This is a genomic window from Arthrobacter sp. R-11, from assembly GCF_049913155.1.
Lineage (GTDB): Bacteria > Actinomycetota > Actinomycetes > Actinomycetales > Micrococcaceae > Arthrobacter.
Map to the genome: position 1 here is coordinate 1,266,635 of NZ_CP183979.1, position 20,645 is coordinate 1,287,279.

General features: G+C 67.1%; 14 protein-coding genes and 1 tRNA gene. 13 read left to right on the top strand and 2 right to left on the bottom strand.

All coding sequences use genetic code 11. From position 1 onward, the window contains the following. Positions 1–5: 5 nt before the first annotated feature. Positions 6–1,085 (bottom strand): AAA family ATPase, encoded by a 1,080-nt coding sequence (locus ACN9M4_RS05700; RefSeq protein ID WP_426303404.1) that lies wholly within the window; start codon positions 1,083–1,085, stop codon positions 6–8. 199 nt (positions 1,086–1,284) lie between these two features. Between ACN9M4_RS05700 and ACN9M4_RS05705 the strand changes: the two genes are divergently transcribed. From ACN9M4_RS05705 to ACN9M4_RS05725, 5 genes are all read left to right on the top strand, one after another. Next, complete coding sequence (locus ACN9M4_RS05705; RefSeq protein ID WP_426302586.1) at positions 1,285–2,199, top strand: TatD family hydrolase; 915 nt, start codon at positions 1,285–1,287, stop codon at positions 2,197–2,199. Between the two features lie 279 nt (positions 2,200–2,478). Next, positions 2,479–3,612, top strand: a complete 1,134-nt coding sequence (locus ACN9M4_RS05710; protein WP_426302587.1) for a transglycosylase family protein — start codon at positions 2,479–2,481, stop codon at positions 3,610–3,612. Positions 3,613–3,723: 111 nt separating this feature from the next. Next, positions 3,724–4,605, top strand: a complete 882-nt coding sequence (rsmA, locus tag ACN9M4_RS05715; protein ID WP_426302588.1) for a 16S rRNA (adenine(1518)-N(6)/adenine(1519)-N(6))-dimethyltransferase RsmA — start codon at positions 3,724–3,726, stop codon at positions 4,603–4,605. Next, positions 4,602–5,576, top strand: coding sequence for a 4-(cytidine 5'-diphospho)-2-C-methyl-D-erythritol kinase (locus ACN9M4_RS05720; protein WP_426302589.1), 975 nt, complete (start codon positions 4,602–4,604; stop codon positions 5,574–5,576). Before rsmA ends, ACN9M4_RS05720 begins: the two co-directional genes overlap by 4 nt. Before the next feature lie 75 nt (positions 5,577–5,651). Further along, on the top strand, positions 5,652–7,493 hold the full coding sequence (locus ACN9M4_RS05725) for an ABC-F family ATP-binding cassette domain-containing protein (RefSeq protein ID WP_426302590.1): 1,842 nt from the start codon (positions 5,652–5,654) through the stop codon (positions 7,491–7,493). Positions 7,494–7,787: 294 nt separating this feature from the next. Here ACN9M4_RS05725 and ACN9M4_RS05730 read toward each other — a convergent pair whose 3' ends face one another. Then, the gene (locus ACN9M4_RS05730) at positions 7,788–8,423 is read right to left on the bottom strand and encodes a TetR/AcrR family transcriptional regulator (RefSeq protein ID WP_426303405.1); all 636 of its coding nucleotides are present in this window, start codon (positions 8,421–8,423) and stop codon (positions 7,788–7,790) included. Positions 8,424–8,666: 243 nt separating this feature from the next. Between ACN9M4_RS05730 and ACN9M4_RS05735 the strand changes: the two genes are divergently transcribed. The 8 genes from ACN9M4_RS05735 (at position 8,667) to ACN9M4_RS05770 (ending at position 20,636) form a co-directional block, all read left to right on the top strand. Next, a tRNA-Gln gene (locus ACN9M4_RS05735) sits at positions 8,667–8,738 on the top strand. A 141-nt stretch (positions 8,739–8,879) separates the two neighbouring features. Further along, positions 8,880–10,382 (top strand): bifunctional UDP-N-acetylglucosamine diphosphorylase/glucosamine-1-phosphate N-acetyltransferase GlmU, encoded by a 1,503-nt coding sequence (glmU, locus tag ACN9M4_RS05740; RefSeq protein WP_426302591.1) that lies wholly within the window; start codon positions 8,880–8,882, stop codon positions 10,380–10,382. Continuing rightward, positions 10,379–11,359 (top strand): ribose-phosphate diphosphokinase, encoded by a 981-nt coding sequence (locus ACN9M4_RS05745; RefSeq protein WP_074586418.1) that lies wholly within the window; start codon positions 10,379–10,381, stop codon positions 11,357–11,359. The genes glmU and ACN9M4_RS05745 overlap by 4 nt, the downstream gene beginning before the upstream one ends. A gap of 258 nt (positions 11,360–11,617) precedes the next feature. After that, positions 11,618–12,199 (top strand): 50S ribosomal protein L25/general stress protein Ctc, encoded by a 582-nt coding sequence (locus ACN9M4_RS05750; RefSeq protein ID WP_426302592.1) that lies wholly within the window; start codon positions 11,618–11,620, stop codon positions 12,197–12,199. A 119-nt stretch (positions 12,200–12,318) separates the two neighbouring features. Further along, on the top strand, positions 12,319–12,903 hold the full coding sequence (pth, locus tag ACN9M4_RS05755; RefSeq protein ID WP_426302593.1) for an aminoacyl-tRNA hydrolase: 585 nt from the start codon (positions 12,319–12,321) through the stop codon (positions 12,901–12,903). Positions 12,904–13,050: 147 nt separating this feature from the next. After that, on the top strand, positions 13,051–15,792 hold the full coding sequence (locus ACN9M4_RS05760; RefSeq protein ID WP_426302594.1) for a LuxR C-terminal-related transcriptional regulator: 2,742 nt from the start codon (positions 13,051–13,053) through the stop codon (positions 15,790–15,792). Next, complete coding sequence (locus ACN9M4_RS05765; protein WP_426302595.1) at positions 15,779–18,490, top strand: AAA family ATPase; 2,712 nt, start codon at positions 15,779–15,781, stop codon at positions 18,488–18,490. The genes ACN9M4_RS05760 and ACN9M4_RS05765 overlap by 14 nt, the downstream gene beginning before the upstream one ends. A 574-nt stretch (positions 18,491–19,064) precedes the next feature. Further along, on the top strand, positions 19,065–20,636 hold the full coding sequence (locus tag ACN9M4_RS05770; protein ID WP_426302596.1) for a sugar transferase: 1,572 nt from the start codon (positions 19,065–19,067) through the stop codon (positions 20,634–20,636). The last annotated feature ends 9 nt before the right edge of the window (positions 20,637–20,645 follow it).

A 20,645-nucleotide genomic window follows, 5' to 3' on the forward strand; every position in this document is an offset into this window, starting at 1 on the left:
GGCTCCTAGTCCCTGCCGTCTCCCTGACCTCGCTGCGCTCGGTCAGGGAACCCGGACGGCATGGGCCCTCGGCGGGTGTCGGCCGCGGCGTCCCGGCTGATCGGCAAGGACGCCAGGATGGCGCGGATAACGCTCTGCGGGGTGTCGCCCGCGCCGGCGGCCTTCCGCTCCAGGATGATGCGGTGGGCAAGCACCGGCTCGGCCACCGCAACGACGTCGTCCGGGAGCACGAAATCCCTGCCTTCCAAGGCAGCGGTGGCCTTGGCGGCCCGCAGCAACTGCAGCAGCGAGCGCGGGCTGGCCCCGAGCCGGAGGCGGGCGCTGTCCCGGGTGGCGTGCCCGATCGCCACGGTGTATTCCTTGACGGCCTGGGAAACATACACCTGCTGCACCGCAGTGATCATGGCGGCGACGTCGGCCGCAGTCACCACCGGGGTGACCTTCGCCAGCGGGGAGACGGCCTGGTGGGTCTCCAGCATCTCGATCTCCGAGGCCTGGTCCGGGTAGCCCATGGAGATCCGGGCCATGAACCGGTCACGCTGCGCTTCGGGGAGGGGGTATGTCCCCTCCATCTCGATTGGGTTCTGGGTGGCGACCACCATGAACGGTTCGGCCATCTTGTAGGACTGGCCGTCCACCGTGACCTGGTGTTCCTCCATGCATTCCAGCAGGGCGGACTGCGTCTTCGCGGAGGCGCGGTTGATCTCGTCGCCGATGACGATGTTGGCGAACACCGCGCCCTTGCGGAACTCGAACTGCCGGGAGGACTGGTTGTAGATGGACACCCCGGTCACGTCCGAGGGCAGCAGGTCGGGGGTGAACTGGATCCTGCTGACGCCGCAGTCGATGCTCCGGGCGAGGGTCTTGGCGAGCATGGTCTTCCCGACGCCGGGAACGTCTTCAACCAGCAGGTGGCCCTGGGCGAGGAGGACGGTGAGGGCGAGCTTTGCGGCTTCTGCCTTGCCATCGATCACCTGGTTGATGGCAGCCAGGATCTTCTCGCTGGCGGCGTGGAATTCCGCGGCGGGCATGGCGGCGTGCCGGTGGCCGTTGGACGATCCCGGTTCGGCCGGAACATCCTCCATATGGACGATTCCCTGGTGCCGGACCGCGCTCTGATGCTGTGAATCCATGGACAACCCTTCAACCATGACGGAACCCCGCAGGCCCACGGCCCGACGGGATGCTCCACCCCCTGCTACCAAGACTACCCAGACGGTGCCCGCTGCAGACAGGGCCAGATCCGCGGCCAATCTCAGGACCGCAGGCCGTTAGGGTTGACGCATGTGCAATTCCCTTCCACCGCTTTCCTACCGCGCTCCGGAAGATGCCGCCGGCGACGCCGAAGAAACCTCAAGCAAACGGGCCCGCAAGGAGTACCCGCCCGCGCCGGAGCCGTTGCCCGTTCCGGTGATGGACAACCATACGCACCTCGACTTCCGGCACGGCCTGCTGGAGGTATCGGTGGCGGACGCGCTGGATGCGGCGGCCGCCGTCGGCGTCCAAGGGGCGGTGCAGGTGGGCTGCGACCTGGAGTCTTCCCGCTTCACTGTGCAAGCCGTGGAAGCGGACCGGCGACTGCTGGGCGCGGTCGCCATCCATCCCAATGACGCCCCGGGCTACGCAGACCGGGGCGAACTGGAGAGCGCGCTCGCCGAGATCGAGGAGCTGGCCGGGCACCCGCGGGTGCGGGCTATCGGCGAAACGGGGCTGGACTTCTTCCGTACCCACGGGGACGGGCTTGCCCACCAGCGCTATTCCTTCCGGCGGCACATCGACATCGCCAAGCGGCTCGGGCTGACGCTGCAGATCCACGACCGGGACGCCCACGACGACGTCGTCCAGGTACTGCGCGAGGAAGGCGCCCCGGAGAAGGTCGTCTTCCACTGCTTCTCCGGCGGAGCCGAGCTGGCCCGCATCTGCAACCAGAACGGCTGGTACATGTCCTTCGCGGGCACATTCACCTTCAAGAATGCAGAGAACCTCCGCGAAGCACTGCTGATTTCCGAGCCGGAACTCATGCTGGTGGAAACCGACTCGCCATTCCTCACCCCGCACCCCCACCGCGGCCGGCCCAATGCCAGCTACATGGTCCCGTACACCGTGCGGGCCATGGCCGACGTTGCGGAAAAAGACCTCGCCGGGCTGTGCGGACAACTGGCCGACAACACGCTCGCGGCCTACGGATCCTGGGACTAACGCGGCTTCGGACAGGCTGGAGATGCATACGCGGTATGCACAATTTCTTGGTCGATTTATAACGCTTCGGTTACAGTGGGTAACCAGTAGCCGGGGTCGGGGAAGGCCAGCGGATACGAAAGCTCCGTTCGTACAGGAAATTTTCACGTAGATCGGTAGTGGCGGCGCACGTGCTCCGCCGCGGGATTCCCTTGCGCCTGCGCGCTTGGGCCAGGACCGCGGCAGGAGGGCAAGTGCGCTATTCCCCGTGCCCGGATGGTCCAACAGTTACGGGCAATTATGGTCAAGTTCTTCACCACGGACGGCAAGTTCAGCTTTCCCAAAGTCGCTGCGCAGCTGCTGGTGCTTTCGGCGCTGGTGCTCGGGGTTGTCGCCTTCACGGGCAACAACAAGACAGTCACCCTTAATGTCGACGGAAAGGTGAGCTCCATCCAGACCTTCGGCGGCACGGTTGACCAGGTGGTCAAGGCTGCCAAGGTCGAGCTCAAGCCGGCGGACCGGGTCAGCCCGGCGCTGGATGCTTCGGTGCAGAACGGCTCCATCATCAACGTGAACCTGGCCAAGTCGGTCTCGGTCACACTCGACGGCACCCAGCGGACCGTCAACACGACCTCCCCGAACGTCGGCGGCCTCATCACCGAACTCGGCGTGGCAAGCTCCTCGGCCGTCTCCGCGGACAAGGACATGCAGTTGGCCGTCTCCGGCTCCGTCGTCTCGATCTCGACCCCCAAGAAGGTCACGCTGATCGCGGACGGCAAGAGCTCCGTCAAGACCACGACGGCGGCCGACGTTGCCACCGTCCTGAAGGACGCCGGCGTCGTGCTGGGCGCGAATGACCGCGTTTCCCAGCCCCGCCAGGCCCCGGTCATCAAGAACATGGTGATCAAGGTGTCCCGCGTGGACCTCTCCAAGACGGCCACCGTCACCGAGAACGTCCCCTTCGAGACCGTCACCACCAAGAGCTCCTCGATGTACAGCGACGAGGAAAAGGTCACCCAGGAAGGTGTCCTCGGCCAGCTCAACAAGAAGTTCAAGCTGGTCCTGGTCGACGGCCGCGAAGCCTCCCGCACGCTGCTCTCCTCCACCGTGACCCTCAAGCCCGTGGCCGAGAAAGTCACCGTGGGCACCAAGGAACGCCCGGCCCCCGCGACCTCCAGTGGGCCCACCGGCGCCCCGAACGAAGCCATGTGGGACCGCATTGCCCAGTGTGAATCCGGCGGAAACTGGGCCATCAACACGGGCAACGGCTACTACGGCGGCCTCCAGTTCGATATCCAGACCTGGCTCGGCTCCGGCGGCGGCGCCTACGCCCCCAACGCCAGCCTGGCCAGCAAGGCCCAGCAGATCGACATCGCCAACCGTGTCTACGCGCAGCGCGGCCTTTCCCCGTGGGGCTGCGGCTGGGCAGCCTGACGGCAGCACCAAAGCGACTATGAAGGCCGGGTCCGGATTTTCCGGGCCCGGCCTTCGCCGTACGTGGCCCCGCCGGAACTTCGGGCACCGGGCGGGCGATAGGATACCTAGGTGACTGAAGCGAATTCCGAACCTGCCGCCGTCGCGCCGCTCCTGGGAGCCGCCGACATCCGACGGCTCGCCGAGGAAATCGGTGTCCGCCCCACCAAGACGCTGGGCCAGAACTTCGTCATCGACGGCAACACCATCCGCCGCATCGTCGCCGCCGCCGGCGTGGACCCGGAAGAAACCGTCCTCGAGGTCGGCCCCGGCCTGGGCTCGCTGACGTTGGGCCTGCTCGACGCCGCCAAGGAAGTCGTGGCGGTCGAAATCGATCCGGTGCTGGCGGCCAAGCTGCCGGAGACAGTGCGCGCATGGCGCCCCGACGCCGCTGACGACTTCCACCTCGTGCTTTCGGACGCCATGAAGGTCACCGAGCTTCCCGTCCAGCCCACGGCGCTGGTGGCCAACCTGCCCTACAACGTCGCCGTGCCCGTGGTGCTGCACCTGCTGGAGCACTTCCCGAGCCTGCGCCACGGACTAGTCATGGTGCAGGACGAGGTGGCGGACCGGCTCGCGGCAACTCCGGGGTCCAAGATCTACGGCGTCCCATCGGTCAAGGCCGCCTGGTACGGGCACATGCGCAAGGCCGGGGTAATCGGCATGAATGTGTTCTGGCCTGCCCCCAAGATCCACTCAGGGCTCGTGGCCTTCACCCGCCAGGAACCCCACACCACGCACGCCACCCGCAAGCAGGTGTTCGCCGTCATCGACGCCGCGTTCGCCCAGCGCCGCAAGACCCTCCGCGCCGCCCTGGCCGGCTGGGCGGGAAGCGCCGCGGAGGCCGAACGCTGCCTCGTGGCCGCAGGCGTGGACCCGACGGCGCGCGGCGAAGTGCTGGATATCGGCGCCTTCATCCGGATCGCCGAGGCACGCCACCCGCAGGTCGCATGAGCCGCGCCGTCGCCGGAAACCAGGCCCGCTTCGTGCCGCGCACCGTGAAGGTCCGCGCGCCCGGCAAGGTCAACGTCTCCCTGAAGGTGGGCCCGCTGCGCCCGGACGGCTACCATTCAGTGGCCAGCGTGTACCTGGCCGTTTCCCTCTACGAGGAAGTGGCCGCCACCAGCACCCAGACGCCGGGCATCACCATCAGCATCAGCCCGGACAGCACGCTGGAGCTCGACGCCGTCGACATCCCGCTGGACGAACGGAACCTTGCGCACAAGGCGGCCGCGATCATGGCCGAGGTCTCCGAGAACGCCACCGGCGTGCACCTGGAAATCACCAAGCGGGTGCCGGTGGCCGGCGGCATGGGCGGCGGCTCCGCCGACGCCGCGGCAACCCTGCTGGCTTGCGACGCCCTCTGGAACAGCGGCCTGTCCCGCGAGGAACTGGCCCACCTGGCGGCCGAGCTCGGCGCGGACGTGCCGTTCTCGCTGCTGGGCGGCACCGCCGTCGGGCTGGGCGTGGGGGACAAGCTCTCCCCGGCACTGGCGAAGGCACAGATGGACTGGGTGCTGGTCTGCGCCGACTACGGACTCTCCACGCCGGAGGTCTTCCGGACCCTGGACCGCCTGCGTGACGCCGAAGGCGTAGACACGGCCGAACCGAGCGAGGTGGACGCCAAGATCCTGCAGGCCCTGCGCGGAGGCGATCCCGAAGCGCTGAGCCGAGTGCTGGTCAACGACCTCCAGCGCGCCTCGATCGAGCTCGCCCCGCAGCTGCGGGACACCATCGGGCTCGGTGAGTCCAAAGGCGCCCTGGCCGGCTTTGTTTCCGGTTCCGGACCCACCGTGGCGCTGCTGGCGCACAGTCCCGCCGCCGCCCGCGAACTGGCCGAAGAACTCGGACACCTGGGCCATACGGCCTTGTCCGTCCACGGGCCCGTTCCCGGGGCGCGGATCATCTCCGATACCCTGCATTAACACAGCCTCCCCACTTTGCCTCCGGTACCCCTGTGCCCGGACGGCGGAAACCAGCACCGTAGAAAGTAGTACCCAGTGGCCCACCTGCTCGGCGGTGAGAACCTCACCGTTTCCTTTGCAACCCGCACCGTCCTGGACGGCGTCACGCTCGGTCTGGAGGACGGCGACCGGATCGGCATGGTGGGCCGGAACGGCGACGGCAAGTCGACCCTGATGCGGCTGCTCGCAATGCGCTCCACCCCGGACTCCGGCCGGGTCACCAAGCGCGGCGACGTGAACATCGGCTACCTGGACCAGTCCGACGTGCTGGACGGGGACCTTACCGTCGGCACGGCGATCGTCGGCGACCGTGCCGACCACGAATGGGCGGCGAACCCGAAGATCCGCGAAATCATGGGCGGCCTGGTGGGCGACGTGGACTGGCACGCCAACGTCCACGCGCTTTCCGGCGGCCAGAAGCGCCGCGTCGCCCTGGCCAAGCTCCTCATCGAGGACCACGACGTCATCATGCTGGACGAACCCACCAACCACCTCGACGTCGAAGGCGTCGCCTGGCTGGCCCGGCACCTGAAGTCCCGCTGGCGCGCCAAGCAAGGCGCCTTCCTGGTGGTCACCCACGACCGCTGGTTCCTCGACGAAGTCTGCAACCGCACCTGGGAAGTCCACGACGCCATCGTGGACCCGTTCGACGGCGGGTACGCCGCCTATGTGCTGGCCCGCGCCGAACGCGACCGTACGGCCGCCGTCGTCGAGAACAAGCGCCAGCAGCTGGTCAAGAAGGAACTGGCCTGGCTGCGCCGGGGCGCGCCCGCCCGTACCTCCAAGCCCAAGTTCCGCATCGAAGCGGCCAACGAAATCATCGCCGACGTCCCCGAGCCCCGGGACGCCGTCGCCCTGAACAAGATGGCCACCGCCCGCCTCGGCAAGGACGTGCTGGACCTGGAGAGCGTGTCGCTCGACTTCCAGGGCGACGACGCCGGCCGGAAGCTTTTCAACAACGTGACCCTGCGCCTGGCCCCCGGCCAGCGCCTCGGCCTCGTGGGCGTCAACGGCGCCGGGAAGTCCACCCTGCTGCGCCTGCTCAACGGCGACATCACACCCGATGCCGGGAAGGTCAAGCGCGGCAAGACAGTGGTCACCGCCGTCCTCAGCCAGGACGTCAAGGAACTCGACGAGGTCAAGGACCTGCGCGTCGTCGAGGTCATCGAACGCGAGAAGCGCTCCTTCAACGTGGCCGGCAAGGAACTCACGGCCGGGCAGCTCGTGGAGCAGCTCGGCTTCACCAAGGAAAAGCAGTGGACCCCCGTGGCCGACCTCTCCGGCGGTGAACGGCGCCGCCTGCAGCTGCTGCGCCTGCTGGTGGGCGAACCCAACGTCCTGATGCTTGATGAACCCACTAACGACCTCGATACCGACACCCTCGCCGCCGTCGAAGACGTGCTGGACGGCTGGCCCGGAACCCTTGTGGTGGTCAGCCACGACCGCTACCTCCTGGAACGCGTCACGGACTCCCAGATGGCGCTGCTGGGCGACGGCAAGCTGCGCGACCTGCCCGGCGGCGTCGACCAATACCTGGAACTGCGCGAAGCGGCCCTTGCTTCCGGCACCGTCAGCGCTGCCGGCACCAGCCCGACGGCGGCCTCCGGCACCGCGGGCGCCGCCTCCGGCGCAGCCGGTACAAACGGCCCCACCGAAGCCGAAAAGCGCGAAGCCCGCAAGGAACTGAACCGGATCGACCGCCAGCTCGGCAAGATCGCCCAGCAGGAAGAAAAGCTGCACACCCAGATGGCGGCCAAGTCCGAGTCCGGCGACTTCGACGCGCTGGGCGATCTCAACACCAAGCTCCAGGAACTCCTCTCAGAAAAAGAAGGCCTGGAACTCGAATGGCTTGAGGCGGCAGAGGTCCTGGGGGAGTAGGGGCGCTACTTCTCCACTCACCCCGTGGTCACCTGAGACGCAGACAACGGCCCTCCGCCGTCGCTTAGCGCGTAGGTCCCTTCCCGACACTCGCAAGCTCGCGTCGGGGCCCTCGGGACGACGCTTACGGCCGATAGGCCCCTGCGGTCGCCCAGCGACCGGCGCGCTCCCTATGTGACGTGTCTAAGCGACGCGGAAGGGCCGTCTCCGCCACCCAAGGTGACCAGAACGAAGGTGGGCGACGCGGAAGGCGAGGTCACGCCGGCAGTCTGACGACAAGGTGACTACGGGGAGTCAGCCTTCGTCGCGGAGTTCCGGGTCCTTTTGCAGGCCGGTGAGGCCGTTCCATGCGAGGTTGACCAGGTGCGCCGCGACGGCGCGCTTGTCCGGAGTGCGGCTGTCGAGCCACCATTGGCCGGTCATCGCCACCATGCCCACGAGCATCTGGGCGTACATCGCGCCGTCGGCGGAACTGAAACCGCGGCGGGAAAACTCGTCGGAGAGGATGTGCTCCACGCGGGCGGTCACATGGGAGAGCAGCGTGGAGAAGGCGCCTTCGGGCTGGGACGGCGGGGCGTCGCGCATGAGGATCCGGAAGCCGTCCGTGCGTTCTTCGATGTAGCCGAGAAGGGCCAGGGCCGCCCGTTCCACGAGGACGCGCGGCTTGGCTTCGACCGCGAGGGAATCGTTGATGGAATCCAGCAGAATCCGGAATTCGCTCTCCACTACTTTGGTGTAGAGGCCTTCCTTGGAGCCGAAGTGTTCGTAGATCACCGGCTTGGAGACGCCCGCCGCTGCCGCGACTTCCTCGATGGTGGTGCCGTCCAGGCCGCGGGCGGCGAAAAGGCCCCGGCCGACGTCGATCAGCTGTGAGCGGCGCTGCGGACCTGTCATCCGTGAACGGACGGGGCGGCCGGCGGAGGCTTGCATGGTGCCCGCTGTTCCGCCGTCCTCCCGGGAAAATCCTGTGCTCTTGCTCACCCAACCATCATGCCTCATGACAAGGAGGCCGGATTCCATGGAGTCCGTCCCGGGTGGTTTGGCGGCGCGTGACGAGCCAGCGGCGGTCCGAAGTCGCGCGGAAGCAAACGGTCATGGCAGACTTGGTACCTGTGTGCGCTACCCGGCCAGCCCGGGGAACCGCAGGCCACGGCCTGCCGCAAAAGCGCACGGTCCGCTCTGGTGTAACGGCAGCACCCCGGCCTTTGGAGCCGTGGAGTATAGGTTCGAATCCTATGGGCGGAACTCGTCGGTGATCTGCCGGCACTGTTTTCCCGGGATCGTCCCGCCTTGGCGGCGGATGGCGGCCTCCGGAGCCAGAGTAGGATTGAGCAGATGCCGCAGCCGGGTCCACCCCGGTGGAAACCGAACAAGGAGAGCGACTTAGTGAGCCCCGCCGCAACTGGCCCTGCCGCTGTAATCGTCCTGGCCGCTGGTGCGGGCACACGCATGAAATCGCGTACACCCAAGATCCTCCATCCCATCGGTGGAAAATCCATGGTGGGACATGCCCTCGATGCAGCCCGGGGCATCAACCCCAAACGTCTTGCCGTGCTGGTCCGGCACCAGCGCGATCTCGTGGCTGCACACCTGGCCGAGATTGCCACGGACGCGCTTGTGGTGGACCAGGACGAGGTCCCCGGCACCGGCCGCGCCGTCGAACAGGGCCTCGAAGCACTGGACAAGGAAGGCACCGTGGACGGCACCGTGGTGGTGACCTATGGCGACGTCCCGCTGCTCAGCTCCGGCCTGCTCGCCGAGCTGGTCGCGGCGCACGAGGCCGGCGGCAACGCCGTGACGGTGCTTACCACCGTCCTGGACGACGCCACCGGCTATGGCCGCATCCTGCGCGCCGCAGACGGCTCCGTGCTGGGCATCCGGGAACACAAGGACGCCAGCGACGCCGAGCGGGCCATCCGCGAGATCAACTCCGGAATCTACGCTTTCGACGCCGCCGTGCTGCGCGATGCCTTGAACCATGTCACCACCGACAACGTCCAGGGCGAGAAGTACCTCACGGACGTCCTCGCCATCGCCCGCCAGGGCGGCGGCCGGGTGGCCGCAGTCGTCACCGGCGACCGATGGCAGGTGGAAGGCGCCAACGACCGCGTGCAGCTCGCCGCCCTCGGCGCCGAACACAACCGCCGCATCGTCGAAGGCTGGATGCGCGCCGGCGTCACCGTCGTCGATCCCGCCACCACTTGGATCGACTCCACCGTCACCCTCGACGAAGACGTCCGCCTGCTGCCCAACACGCAACTGCACGGCAGCACCACGGTGGCGCGCGACGCCGTCGTCGGCCCCGACACGACCCTCACCGATGTGCAGGTTGGCGAGGGCGCCAAGGTGACCCGTACCCACGGCTCGGGCGCCACGATCGGGGCGAAGGCAAGCGTCGGCCCGTTCACCTACCTGCGCCCGGGCACGGTCCTGGGGGAGACTGGCAAGATCGGTGCCTTCTACGAAACCAAGAACGTGACCATCGGCCGCGGTTCCAAGCTCTCCCACCTCGGCTACGCCGGCGATGCCGAAATCGGTGAAGACACCAACATCGGTTGCGGCAACATCACCGCCAACTACGACGGCGAGAAGAAGCACCGCACCGTGATCGGCTCCGGCGTCCGCACCGGGTCCAACACGGTCTTCGTTGCTCCTGTCACCGTCGGCGACGGCGCCTACAGCGGCGCCGGCACCGTGATCCGCAAGGATGTCCCGGCAGGCGCCCTGGCCGTCAACGCGGCAGGGCAGCGGAACTCCGAAGGTTGGGTCATCGCCAACCGCCCCGGCAGCAACTCCGCCTTGCTGGCCGCCGCCCGGCTGGCGCAGGACGCCGGCACCCCAGACTCCTCAAGTACTCCGGCAACCACAGAAGAGGGCACACAGGCATGAGCGAAATTACGGCACACGGCGAGAAGAAACTGGTCCTTGCCGCCGGGCGGGCCCACCCGGAGCTTGCGCAGGAAATCGCCAAGGAGCTGGAAACCGAGCTCCTGCCGATCGATGCCTACGACTTTGCCAACGGAGAGATCTACGTCCGCTCCGCCGAGAGTGTTCGCGGCACCGACGCCTTCGTGATCCAGGCGCACCCGGCACCGCTGAACAACTGGCTGATGGAACAGCTGATCATGATCGACTCGCTCAAGCGCGCTTCGGCCAAGCGGATCACCGTGGTCTCCCCGTTCTACCCCTACGCCCGCCAGGACAAGAAGGGCCGCGGCCGCGAGCCGATTTCCGCCCGCCTGGTGGCCGACCTCTACAAGACCGCCGGCGCCGACCGCATCATGTCGGTTGACCTGCACACCTCGCAGATCCAGGGCTTCTTCGACGGCCCGGTGGACCACCTCATGGCCATCCCGCTGCTGGCCGACTACATCCGCACCAAGGTCGAGGCCGACAACATCACCGTGGTCTCCCCGGACACCGGCCGCGTCCGTGTGGCCGAGCAGTGGGCCGAGCGCCTCGGCGGCGCCCCGCTGGCCTTCGTGCACAAGATGCGCGACCTCACGGTGCCCAACCAGGCCGTCTCCAAGACCGTCGTCGGGCAGATCGAAGGGCGCACCTGCGTGCTGATCGACGACATGATCGACACCGGCGGAACCATCTCCGGCGCCGTGCAGGTGCTGAAGAACGCCGGTGCCAAGGACGTCATCATCGCCTGCACCCACGCCGTGTTCTCCGACCCCGCCGCGCAGCGCCTGGCCGAGTCCGGTGCCCGCGAAGTGGTTGTCACCAACACCCTGCCGATCCCGGCCGAGAAGCGCTTCCCGCAGCTCACGGTGCTGTCCATCGCGCCGCTGATCGCCCGCGCCATCCGCGAAGTGTTCGACGACGGCTCGGTCACCAGCCTGTTTGACGGCAAGGCCTGACCTCCCCGCCGGAAAAGACCCACGGTTCCGTGGGTCTTTTCCGTTTAAGCCCTGAACGTCCTAAGCCCTGAACGTCCGACGGCGGCGGGTCTGCTAGGATGGAACGTCACCTTGGCGAGGGGACCGCATACTGTGGTCCCGTTATCGACTGGGTCCTGGGCTCCCATGCCGGCCTCACGGCCGCCGGGCGGCCGGACGAGTCCCGCCGCCCACCTGGCCCGGCTCTCGCCGTCGGCCATCGAACAAGAGGAGCCTCTTATGTCTGAGCAGAAGCTCGCAGCAGAACTGCGCACCGAATTCGGCAAGGGCTACGCCCGCCGTGCCCGCGCAGCCGGTCAGATCCCCGCCGTCATCTACGGCCACGGTGCAGAGCCGCTGCACATCAACCTGCCGGGCCGCGCCACCACCCTGGCCGTCCGCGTCGCCAACGCCCTGCTGTCCCTGGACATCAACGGCGAAGAGCACCTGGCCATCGTCAAGGACATCCAGCGCGACCCGATCAAGCAGATCATCGAGCACATCGACCTCCTGACCGTCCAGAAGGGCGAAAAGGTCACCGTTGACGTTGCAGTGCACGTCACCGGCGAACCCGCTTCCGGCGTTGTCGTCAACCAGGAAGCCACCACGGTTTCCCTTGAGGCCGAGGCCACCCACCTGCCCACCGCCGTTGAGGTAAGCATCGAAGGCCGCGAAGCGGGCGCCCACGTCCACGCTTCCGACCTCGAACTGCCGAAGGGTTCTTCCCTGCTGAGCGACCCGGAGACCCTGATCGTCAACCTCTCCGAAGCCGCTGCTCCGGCTGAGGAAGCTGCTGAGGAAGCCGCTCCCGCCGCCGAGTAATCCTTGCCGGCTCCCGAAAACGCGGAGCCGGGGCAGGAATGCTTTGGAAGTGGCCGGAACCCGTACGGGTCCCGGCCACTTCTTTTTTCCTTTCACCCTTCGATTCCTAGGATGAGTCCATGACAGAAACCTGGTTGGTCATCGGCCTTGGCAACCCCGGCGCCCAATACAGCAACAACCGGCACAACGTTGGCCAGATGGTCCTTGACGAGCTTGCTTCCCGGATCGGGGGAGGCTTCAAGGCACACAAGGCCCGGGCCCAGGTGCTGGAGGGCAGGCTCGGCATAGGCGGGCCGAGGATCGTGCTGGCCAAGCCGACGTGCTACATGAACGTCTCCGGCGGCCCGGTGTCTGCGCTGTCGAAGTTCTTCGGCATCGCGCCCGACCACGTGATTGCGGTCCACGATGAAATCGACATCCCGTTCAACACCGTCAAGCTGAAGATCGGCGGCGGGGAGGGCGGCCACAACGGACTGCGGGACATTTCCAAGGCCCTCGCCACGAAAGACTACCTCCGCGTCCGCGTGGGGGTCGGGCGACCGCCCGGCAGGATGGACACTGCGGACTACGTGCTGCGTGATTTCGCGACGGCGGAGAAGAAGGAGCTGCCGTTCCTTCTGGACGAAGCCGCAGACGCCGTCGAGATGCTGGTGTCCAGCGGGCTGGTGGCTGCCCAGCAGAAATTCCACCCCGCCAAAGGCTGAGCTCGGGGACGCGAACTACTCGCTCTACTCGTTCTGTCAGTGCCTTGCCGCAGACTCTACTTACTTGGAAAAGGAGGTAGTACGCTACTCGTTAAGTGGCGTCCGGGCACCGTTCGGCCCTCGCCACCGGACATTGAGGACAGATAAATGTCGAGGGAGACGAAGCGCTGGGGCGATGCTTCGATGGCATTCGAACCTGGCAAAACAGATGCCGGGGCGGGCAGCCACATGCAGTGGTCCGTCGCCGCACGAGGGCGCGAAATGGCGCGCGTTCGGGAGGCACTAAGCCATCCCGAGGTACTCGGTGTGGTCATCACGGGCGCCCAAGGCGTGGGCAAAAGCTCCATGGGCCGGCTGGTGGTTTCGTCACTGGACAGCGACCCCTACGTAATCCACTTGCGGAGCGCCTCCACGGGGGAAGGCGCTCCGTACAGCTGTTTCAGCTTCATGCTCGCCAGATTGCCGCAGAAATACCTGGCGTCGCCCACCGGGATCCTGCAGGGAATCACCTCGCTGATCCGGGAGGACGCCGGCGGCCGGGAGGTCATCCTCGTCCTCGATAACCCGGGCGGCACCGATGAAATGAGTACAGGTGTACTCATGAACATCCTGCTGACGGGTGCTGCCCGGATCATCGCGATCGCACAGCAAGCCAGCGACCTGCCCGTGGACTTCCACTGGTTCCTGCAGGAAGGCAGACTCGCTGAGGTGCAGCTTGAAACCCTGGGCCATGAACAGACCGCCGAAGTCCTCGGCACCATGCTCGGCCACCGGATGACAGCCGCCTTGGTCAGCCGCCTGCATACCGCCTCCGGCGGCAATCCCCTCCTGCTTGAGTCCCTGGTTGCCGAGCAGCGTGCCGCCGGAAACCTGGTGCTGCTGAACTCGGTCTGGACCCTGCGCGGCGACCTTGTGATGGAGAGCGCCCATGGCCTCGAAGAAGTGGTCAGGGCGCGGTGGACCAAGGAAAGCCCCGAGGCGCGGGAAATCGTTGAAATGCTGGCGTGCGCGCGGCGGGTACCCCTTGGCCGGCTCGCGGCGGTCTATGACGCGAAGACCCTGGCGGACATGGAGGACTCCGGCCTTCTCGCCGTGGACGATTCCCCGGAACGCTGGACGTCGCTGCGGCAGCAGTATGTGGCCGACATTGTGCGGTCCTGGCTGACCGTGCCGCGCCGCAGGCAATTGCGGGCAACCCTGCTGGACGGCCAGGAACCGGATCCAGCGGGCATGTCCGAACAGGAAGTCCTGAGCTACGCAGCCCTGTCACGGGACGCGCAGGTGCCCCTGAGCCCGGCCCATGCGCTGGCGGCCGCGGGTGCCGCGGTCCGTCATTTCGATCCCCTTTTCGCCCTGGAGTGTGCCGGAGGAATCCAGCGCAGCGATCCCGAATGGGTGGCCGGGCAGTGCAGGAAAGCGGAGGCCCTGATCCTGATGGCCGATTACGGCAAGGCGCTTGCCGTCGTCGAGGACGTGACCCGGGAACAGATCGATGCCTTGCCGGCACGCCAGGTGGCCATGTACTTCGCTGCCCGCGGAAATGCCATGCGCTGGGCAGGGGGCGGGGCGGAAGACGCCAGCGGGATCATCCGCGAAGCCAGGGAACGGCTCGCATCGCTCCGTGAACGCGCATCGAACGCCCGGCCTGTCCAGGATGAGCTCGCCGCGGCCGAACGGCGGCTGGACCTGGAAGAGTTCGTGCACTCCGCGTACCTCGGAAACTACACCGGGATCATCGAGGCGCTGGAGTCCGCTTCCGCGGACCAGGATCCTGCCCGCCTGGAACACAGCCTGGCCTGCGCCGTGATCCTTATAGAGGCATACTCCGTGACAGGGCGGGAACTGGACGCGTTGCGGCTGGCCGAATTCGTCAGCCAGAGGATGGAATCCCTTCCGGAGACGCATGGGCTGCGGGACTACTTCCGCCTGGCGGCTTTCTGTGCGAACCTGCAGGCCGGCCAGTGGCGCAGCTGCCTGCGGATGCTGGACTCCGGACCCCTGGCCTCGCCTTCTGAACTGCAGTACCGCGGGGCGGTCCTGGAACTCGCCGTCGGGCTGGCCAACCTCTTCGCCGGGCGCGGATCCAAGGCCCTGGACTTCCTCCTACCTGCCGTCGCGCAACTGGAACACCGCTCCGTGATGGGACTGCTCCAGCTGGCCTACGCGGCCACCGCCTTCGCCTACGCCCAACTCGGCGACTCGTCGAGTGCCTACAGCTACCTGGCCATGGAGAACGGCGCGGGAGGCCCCGGCGCGTTCCTGTCGAACCGTGCCCGGGAGTTCTGTTCCGACATGGCCCGGCGCTGGCTCGGTGAGCCCGAAGCCCGGGAACGGCTCATTGCCGCGGCGCGGGAGGACCTCGCGCATGGCCGCTACACGACGGCGGGGCTGAACGTCGTAGGCGCCACGGTCAACGGGCGGGAAGAGGATTTCCGGCTGATGGAGGAGATCGCCGGGCACAGGCAAGGACCCCTGGCCAGGCTTTCGTCCCTGATGGCCAAGGGCTTTCTGGCCGAGAGCCCGCGGGTCATGATGGAGGCCGCGGACCTCGCGGCGAGCCTGGAACTGGATGCGATGGAAGCGCGCTGCGTGGCCCTCGCCCTCGACTACTCCAGGTCCATTTCGGATCACACAACTTTGCGCCAGGCACAGGCCCGGCTGGACAGGCTTTCCCAGCTGCTGGTCGAACTGCCGGTCGTACCGCACGGCAATACGCCGCTGCTCACGGAACGCGAACGCCAGATTGCCCGAATGGCCGGACACGGTGTCTCCAACAGGGACATCGCCAAGGACATCGGAGTCTCTGTGCGCACCGTCGAAGGCCACCTGTACCAGGTTTTTGCCAAGCTGAGTGTGTCCTCGCGACGTGATCTGCTTGGCCTCATTTAGCAGGAGCAGCGAAGGCCCCGGAGGCCTCGCCGACGTCAACCCGGTACGGACCCGGCCCCTGGTGGGCCGGGACCACGAGCTTGACCTGGCATCTCAGGCCCTGCGTAGCGGATCCACCGCTGCGGTGCTCCTCGTGGCAGAAGCCGGAGCCGGGAAGTCCACCCTGGCCGAAGCCATCGCTGCAGCTTTGTCCGAAGAATTCATTGTCATGCGCGTGCATGGAAGCCCGTCCCTCTCGAACGTTCCCTACGGCGTGCTGGCACCCTACCTGGTGGACCTCCCGGAGGATCCCACCAGTTCCCACATCGCCATCCTGCGCGCATTCTGGGCCCAGTTCGAGCGCCTCCGCGAAGGCCGCAAGCAGCCGCTGCTTTTGCTGGTGGACGACGCCCATGAGCTGGACGAGGCGACCGCGAACGTGATCGTGGACCTCATCACGGCCAACTGGGCGAAGGTGGTGGCCTCGGCGCGGCCCCGCCCGGGCCTGCCTGCTCCCATGATGCAGCTTTGGTATGACAGCCTGGCCGAACGCATCGACCTCGGACATCTGGGCCGGGACGACGTCGGCGAAGTTTGCGAGAACCTTCTCGGTGCCACCGTCCTGGCCAGCACGGTCCAGTTGCTCTGGGCGGCCTCCGAGGGAAACCCCTTGCTACTCACCTGCCTGGTGGAGGACGCGCGTGCCGCGGGGGCCCTCGCCAAGCGCAACGGAGTCTGGATCCTGAACGGGGCCCTTGCAACTGACGGCGCCGCCCTCACGGGATTCGTGCGGAACCAGCTGCTGCGCAGGACCGTCCAGGAACGGGACGCCCTCACGATGATCGCGCTGGCCGAACCGGTCAGCATGGAGGCGCTCGAAGAGGACTTCGGCGTGGACCTGCTGCAGAACCTCGTGGAGAACCAGCTCCTGGTGGCCTCCGGCGGGGGAGACATGCTCCGGCTTCGGCATCCCATCTACGCCGAGGCGATCCGGAGCATGATCTCGGCATCCCGGAGCCTGCAGTTGCACCAGCAGCTGGCCTGGCGCCTGGAGCAACACCAGACCTCGGAGGCTGCGTTGCTCCGAAGGGTGACCTGGTCCCTGGAATCCGGGGTGAAGGTCCCGGAGCGGCAGTTGCTCCGGGCATCGGTGCATGCGGCCCGGACCTTCCAGAACGACGCAGCAATTTCCCTGGCCATGATGCTGGCGGAAGGCCCGGCCAAAGCGCATGCCCAACTGGCCGCCTCGCGGGCCCATTTCAACGCCGGCCGCTACGTCGAGGCCAGCAAGGCCTACGCCGAAGCGGCCCGGGCTTTCGCTGAAACCGGCCGCGCATCCGAGAACGGCAAGTCCGGGAAGCGGAAGTGGACCGGGGGTGCCGCGCTGCTGCACTCCTTGCTGGAGCAGTTCCTGCAATCGGACAACGGGAACGGAACCGGCCGTCCCTCAGGTCTTGCCTCCCGTGAGCACGAGGCCGGGGAGTTGCTGGCGAGGCTGCTGACCCTTGACCTTTCGGGGGACTTCGAGGAGCTGGCCCGCCTGCTTGAGGCACCGGAAACCGCTGCGGTGGTGGCCGACGACGCCGGCCCGGCCCGGGCTTTCCTCCTCGCCCTCCGTGCAGACCTCCTGCGCGCCAAGGGGGACCCGGTCCAGGCGCACAGCGTCGCGCAGCAGGCGGCCGCCTACGCGGACATGGATCCGGAGGAGTTGTTCTTCTATTCCGAGTTCGTGCTGTACCGGAAGGTTGCGGCGGCCCTCGACGCCGGCGACTGGGTCGGTGCGGAGGAACATCTGGCGGCATATGAGGCGGAGTCCGGTGCCGGACTGATGACGTTCGGCGGCACCATCCAGTACTTCCGCGGGCTCTCCGGGCTGCGCCAGGGGCACCACGGCGAGGCGTTCAAGGTGCTCCGTCCCGCCGTCGAGATGCTGCGCCTGAATGATCCGCAGCAATTGCTGATACCGGCAACCGCGATGGCAGCTTATGCCGGGGTCCGCGCCGGCGAGACGGGCAGCGCGCGGGCACTGCTCGAAGGCTTTGACGACCCGGCCCCCCGCGGGGGCGGGCCGGATGCCCTGTTGGCGCCGGTCTTCGCCGCTGCCGCGAAGGAAGCCCTGGACCGTGACGGCTCGGGAATCCAAAGGCTCCAGGACCTTGTAGTGGGTGCGTGCGGGAGCCTCCCGGCCGGCGTCGAACTCCAGGCGCTGTCGCTGTGGCTGGAGCTTGGCAGCGCGGCCGCGGCGCAGCGGACCGTCGAACACGGCGGCACGATGAGCGGGGCCTGGGCCTCTGCATGGACACGCTTTGCCACGGCCCGCGGCAGCAGGGACACGCGGACCGTGCTGTCCTCCGGGGACTATCTCCGGGCGCTCGGGCAGATGCGGCTGGCCCGTGACTGTTATTCCCTGGCGCTGTCCTTGTCCGAGGGCAATGGGGATCGGGCTGCGGCGCGGCAGGCGGCAGCAGGCAAGGATGCCTGCGACCACGCCCTCGGGGAGAAGCGAAGCGCCCCCGCCACGGCTGTCCCGAGCGTGGCGACAGTGCAGCTGACGCGCCGCGAGAGGGACATCATCGCCCTGGCCGCCTCGGGGCTGAGCGACCGGCAGATCGCCGACAAGCTCATGGTTTCCGTGCGCACGGTCGAAGGCCACTTGTACCGCAGCTACGCCAAACTGGGCATCCGGAGCCGCGAGGAACTTGCCCCGCTGGGACCCTGATTTTCGCCCGCTGCCGCCCGGCCGGCACTCCGCAGACCGCGCTACTCACTTCCCTGAACGGCCAAACTGAGTACTTGCGGAGCGCTCAAGTAGTTATTCAAGTGAATTTACTAATTGAAGCGAGTACAGCCAAGTAATGCTCCTTCCATCCCCCCGTGAAATGAGTACCTGAGCCGGGGTCCGTGGGCCGCAGCTGTTTCGAAGTCGAGTAGTGGCTACGGATGTGCCGCGCTGTGCCAGACGGTTGACTGAATTCAGCCACTGGAAAACAGCCAAAGGGTCTCACGATGCGCCAATCACCAGCCCGACTCAACGATCATGTGTCGTTGACCGCCGCGCTGGAAGCACGGGCGCTGCCAGGGGTTACGCACCGGGGTATGCGGTGCGCTGACGATGGGGGGCAGCTGGCCGGAGTGTCCGGCCGGATGTCCGGTCCATCGCTTACTTCCGGTCTTCACTGGTGCCGCCGGCCTGGGTCTGACGGCGCCCCAAAGACGGAGCCGGCGGCGTTAGAGTCTTCTGAGACCAAGGCTCTACCCCCAGCCGCCGCCGGCTCCCTGAACTTGGTCTCGGCATGAGCGCCATCGATGACTTCCACGCACGCACCGTTAACCACTCGGCCTACTGGCGGCAGAGCGGCACTGCGTCCCTGAAGGGTCACCTTCCCCACCGGACGGCATGGGATCCTGCGCTGATTGCGCCGGCGTCGTCCGTGGACTCGGGGACGCCCTGGGCAAAGCGGTACCGCCGCTTCCTGCGCATCACCGACATCGCGATCGTGCTGCTCACGGTGGTGGCCGCCTACACCTTGCGCTTCGAACCCGCCGACGCCCTGAGCCCGACCCCGAGTGCCTCGTACCTGATCGTCAGCGTCGTGATTCTTGCGGCCTGGGTCCTTGCCCTCGAGGTCTACCACACCCGCGATGACACAGTCCTGGGCACCGGCTCAGACGAATACAAGCGGGTGCTGGACGCGACCGTGCGGGTGTTCGGCGGAATGGCGATCCTGATGATCGTGCTGGACGTGGATATCGTGCGCAGCTATTTCGCGCTCGCGATGCCTGCCGGTGCATTCCTCCTCCTGCTCAGCCGCTGGCAATGGCGCGCGTGGCTGAGCCGGCAGCGGCACTTCGGACATTATCTTTCCAAGGTGCTGGTCGTCGGCGAGCGCGCCGACGTCGAATACGTCATCCGGCAGTTCGGCAAGGTCTCCGGGGCCGCCTATGAGGTGGTGGGTGCTGCCCTCCCGGAAGCGGAGACCGCCAACCGGCTGCAGCTGCCTGGCAGTAGCATCCCCGTGATGTGCGGGCTCGACGCCGAGGACGTCGCCGCGACCGCGCAGCGCACCGGAGTGAATTCCGTGGTGGTGGCCGGAACGCTGCCGGGCGGACCCAAAGCCATCCGGGAGCTTGCCTGGACCCTTGAGTGCACCGACGCCGGCCTGGCCCTGGCTTCGAGCCTGACGAACGTCGCGGGGCCCAGGATCCACTGGCGGCCCGTCGAAGGCCTTCCGCTCATGCACGTGGAGCTTCCCCAGTTCACCGGCGGCAAGCACGTGCTCAAGCGTGCCGTGGACATCCTGGTCTCCGGAACGGCGCTGCTGCTCCTGCTCCCGTTGTTTGCCGTGCTCGCACTGGTCGTGTCCCGTGACAGCGCCGGCCCCGTGTTGTTCAAGCAGGAAAGGGTGGGCCGGAACAGCGAACGCTTCATGATGTACAAGTTCCGCTCCATGGTCCTTTCCGCCGAACAGGACCTGGCCGCCTTGGCCGGGCTGAACGAAGGCGCGGGACCACTGTTCAAGATCAAGGACGATCCCCGGGTGACCCGCGCCGGGCACTGGCTGCGGAAATACTCGCTGGATGAACTCCCGCAGCTCTGGAACGTGCTGCGCGGCGACATGAGCCTGGTGGGGCCGCGGCCCCCGCTGCCCTGCGAAGTGGACGGCTATGAAACCCACGCCCGCCGCAGGCTGCTGATCAAACCGGGCATCACCGGACTCTGGCAGGTCAACGGGCGGTCAAACCTGGACTGGGACGAATCCGTACGCCTCGATCTCTACTACGTCGAAAACTGGTCGCTGACCGGCGACATCATGATCCTCTGGCGCACCGCCAAGATCGTCCTGAAGCCGGTTGGCGCCTACTAACGGGAACTG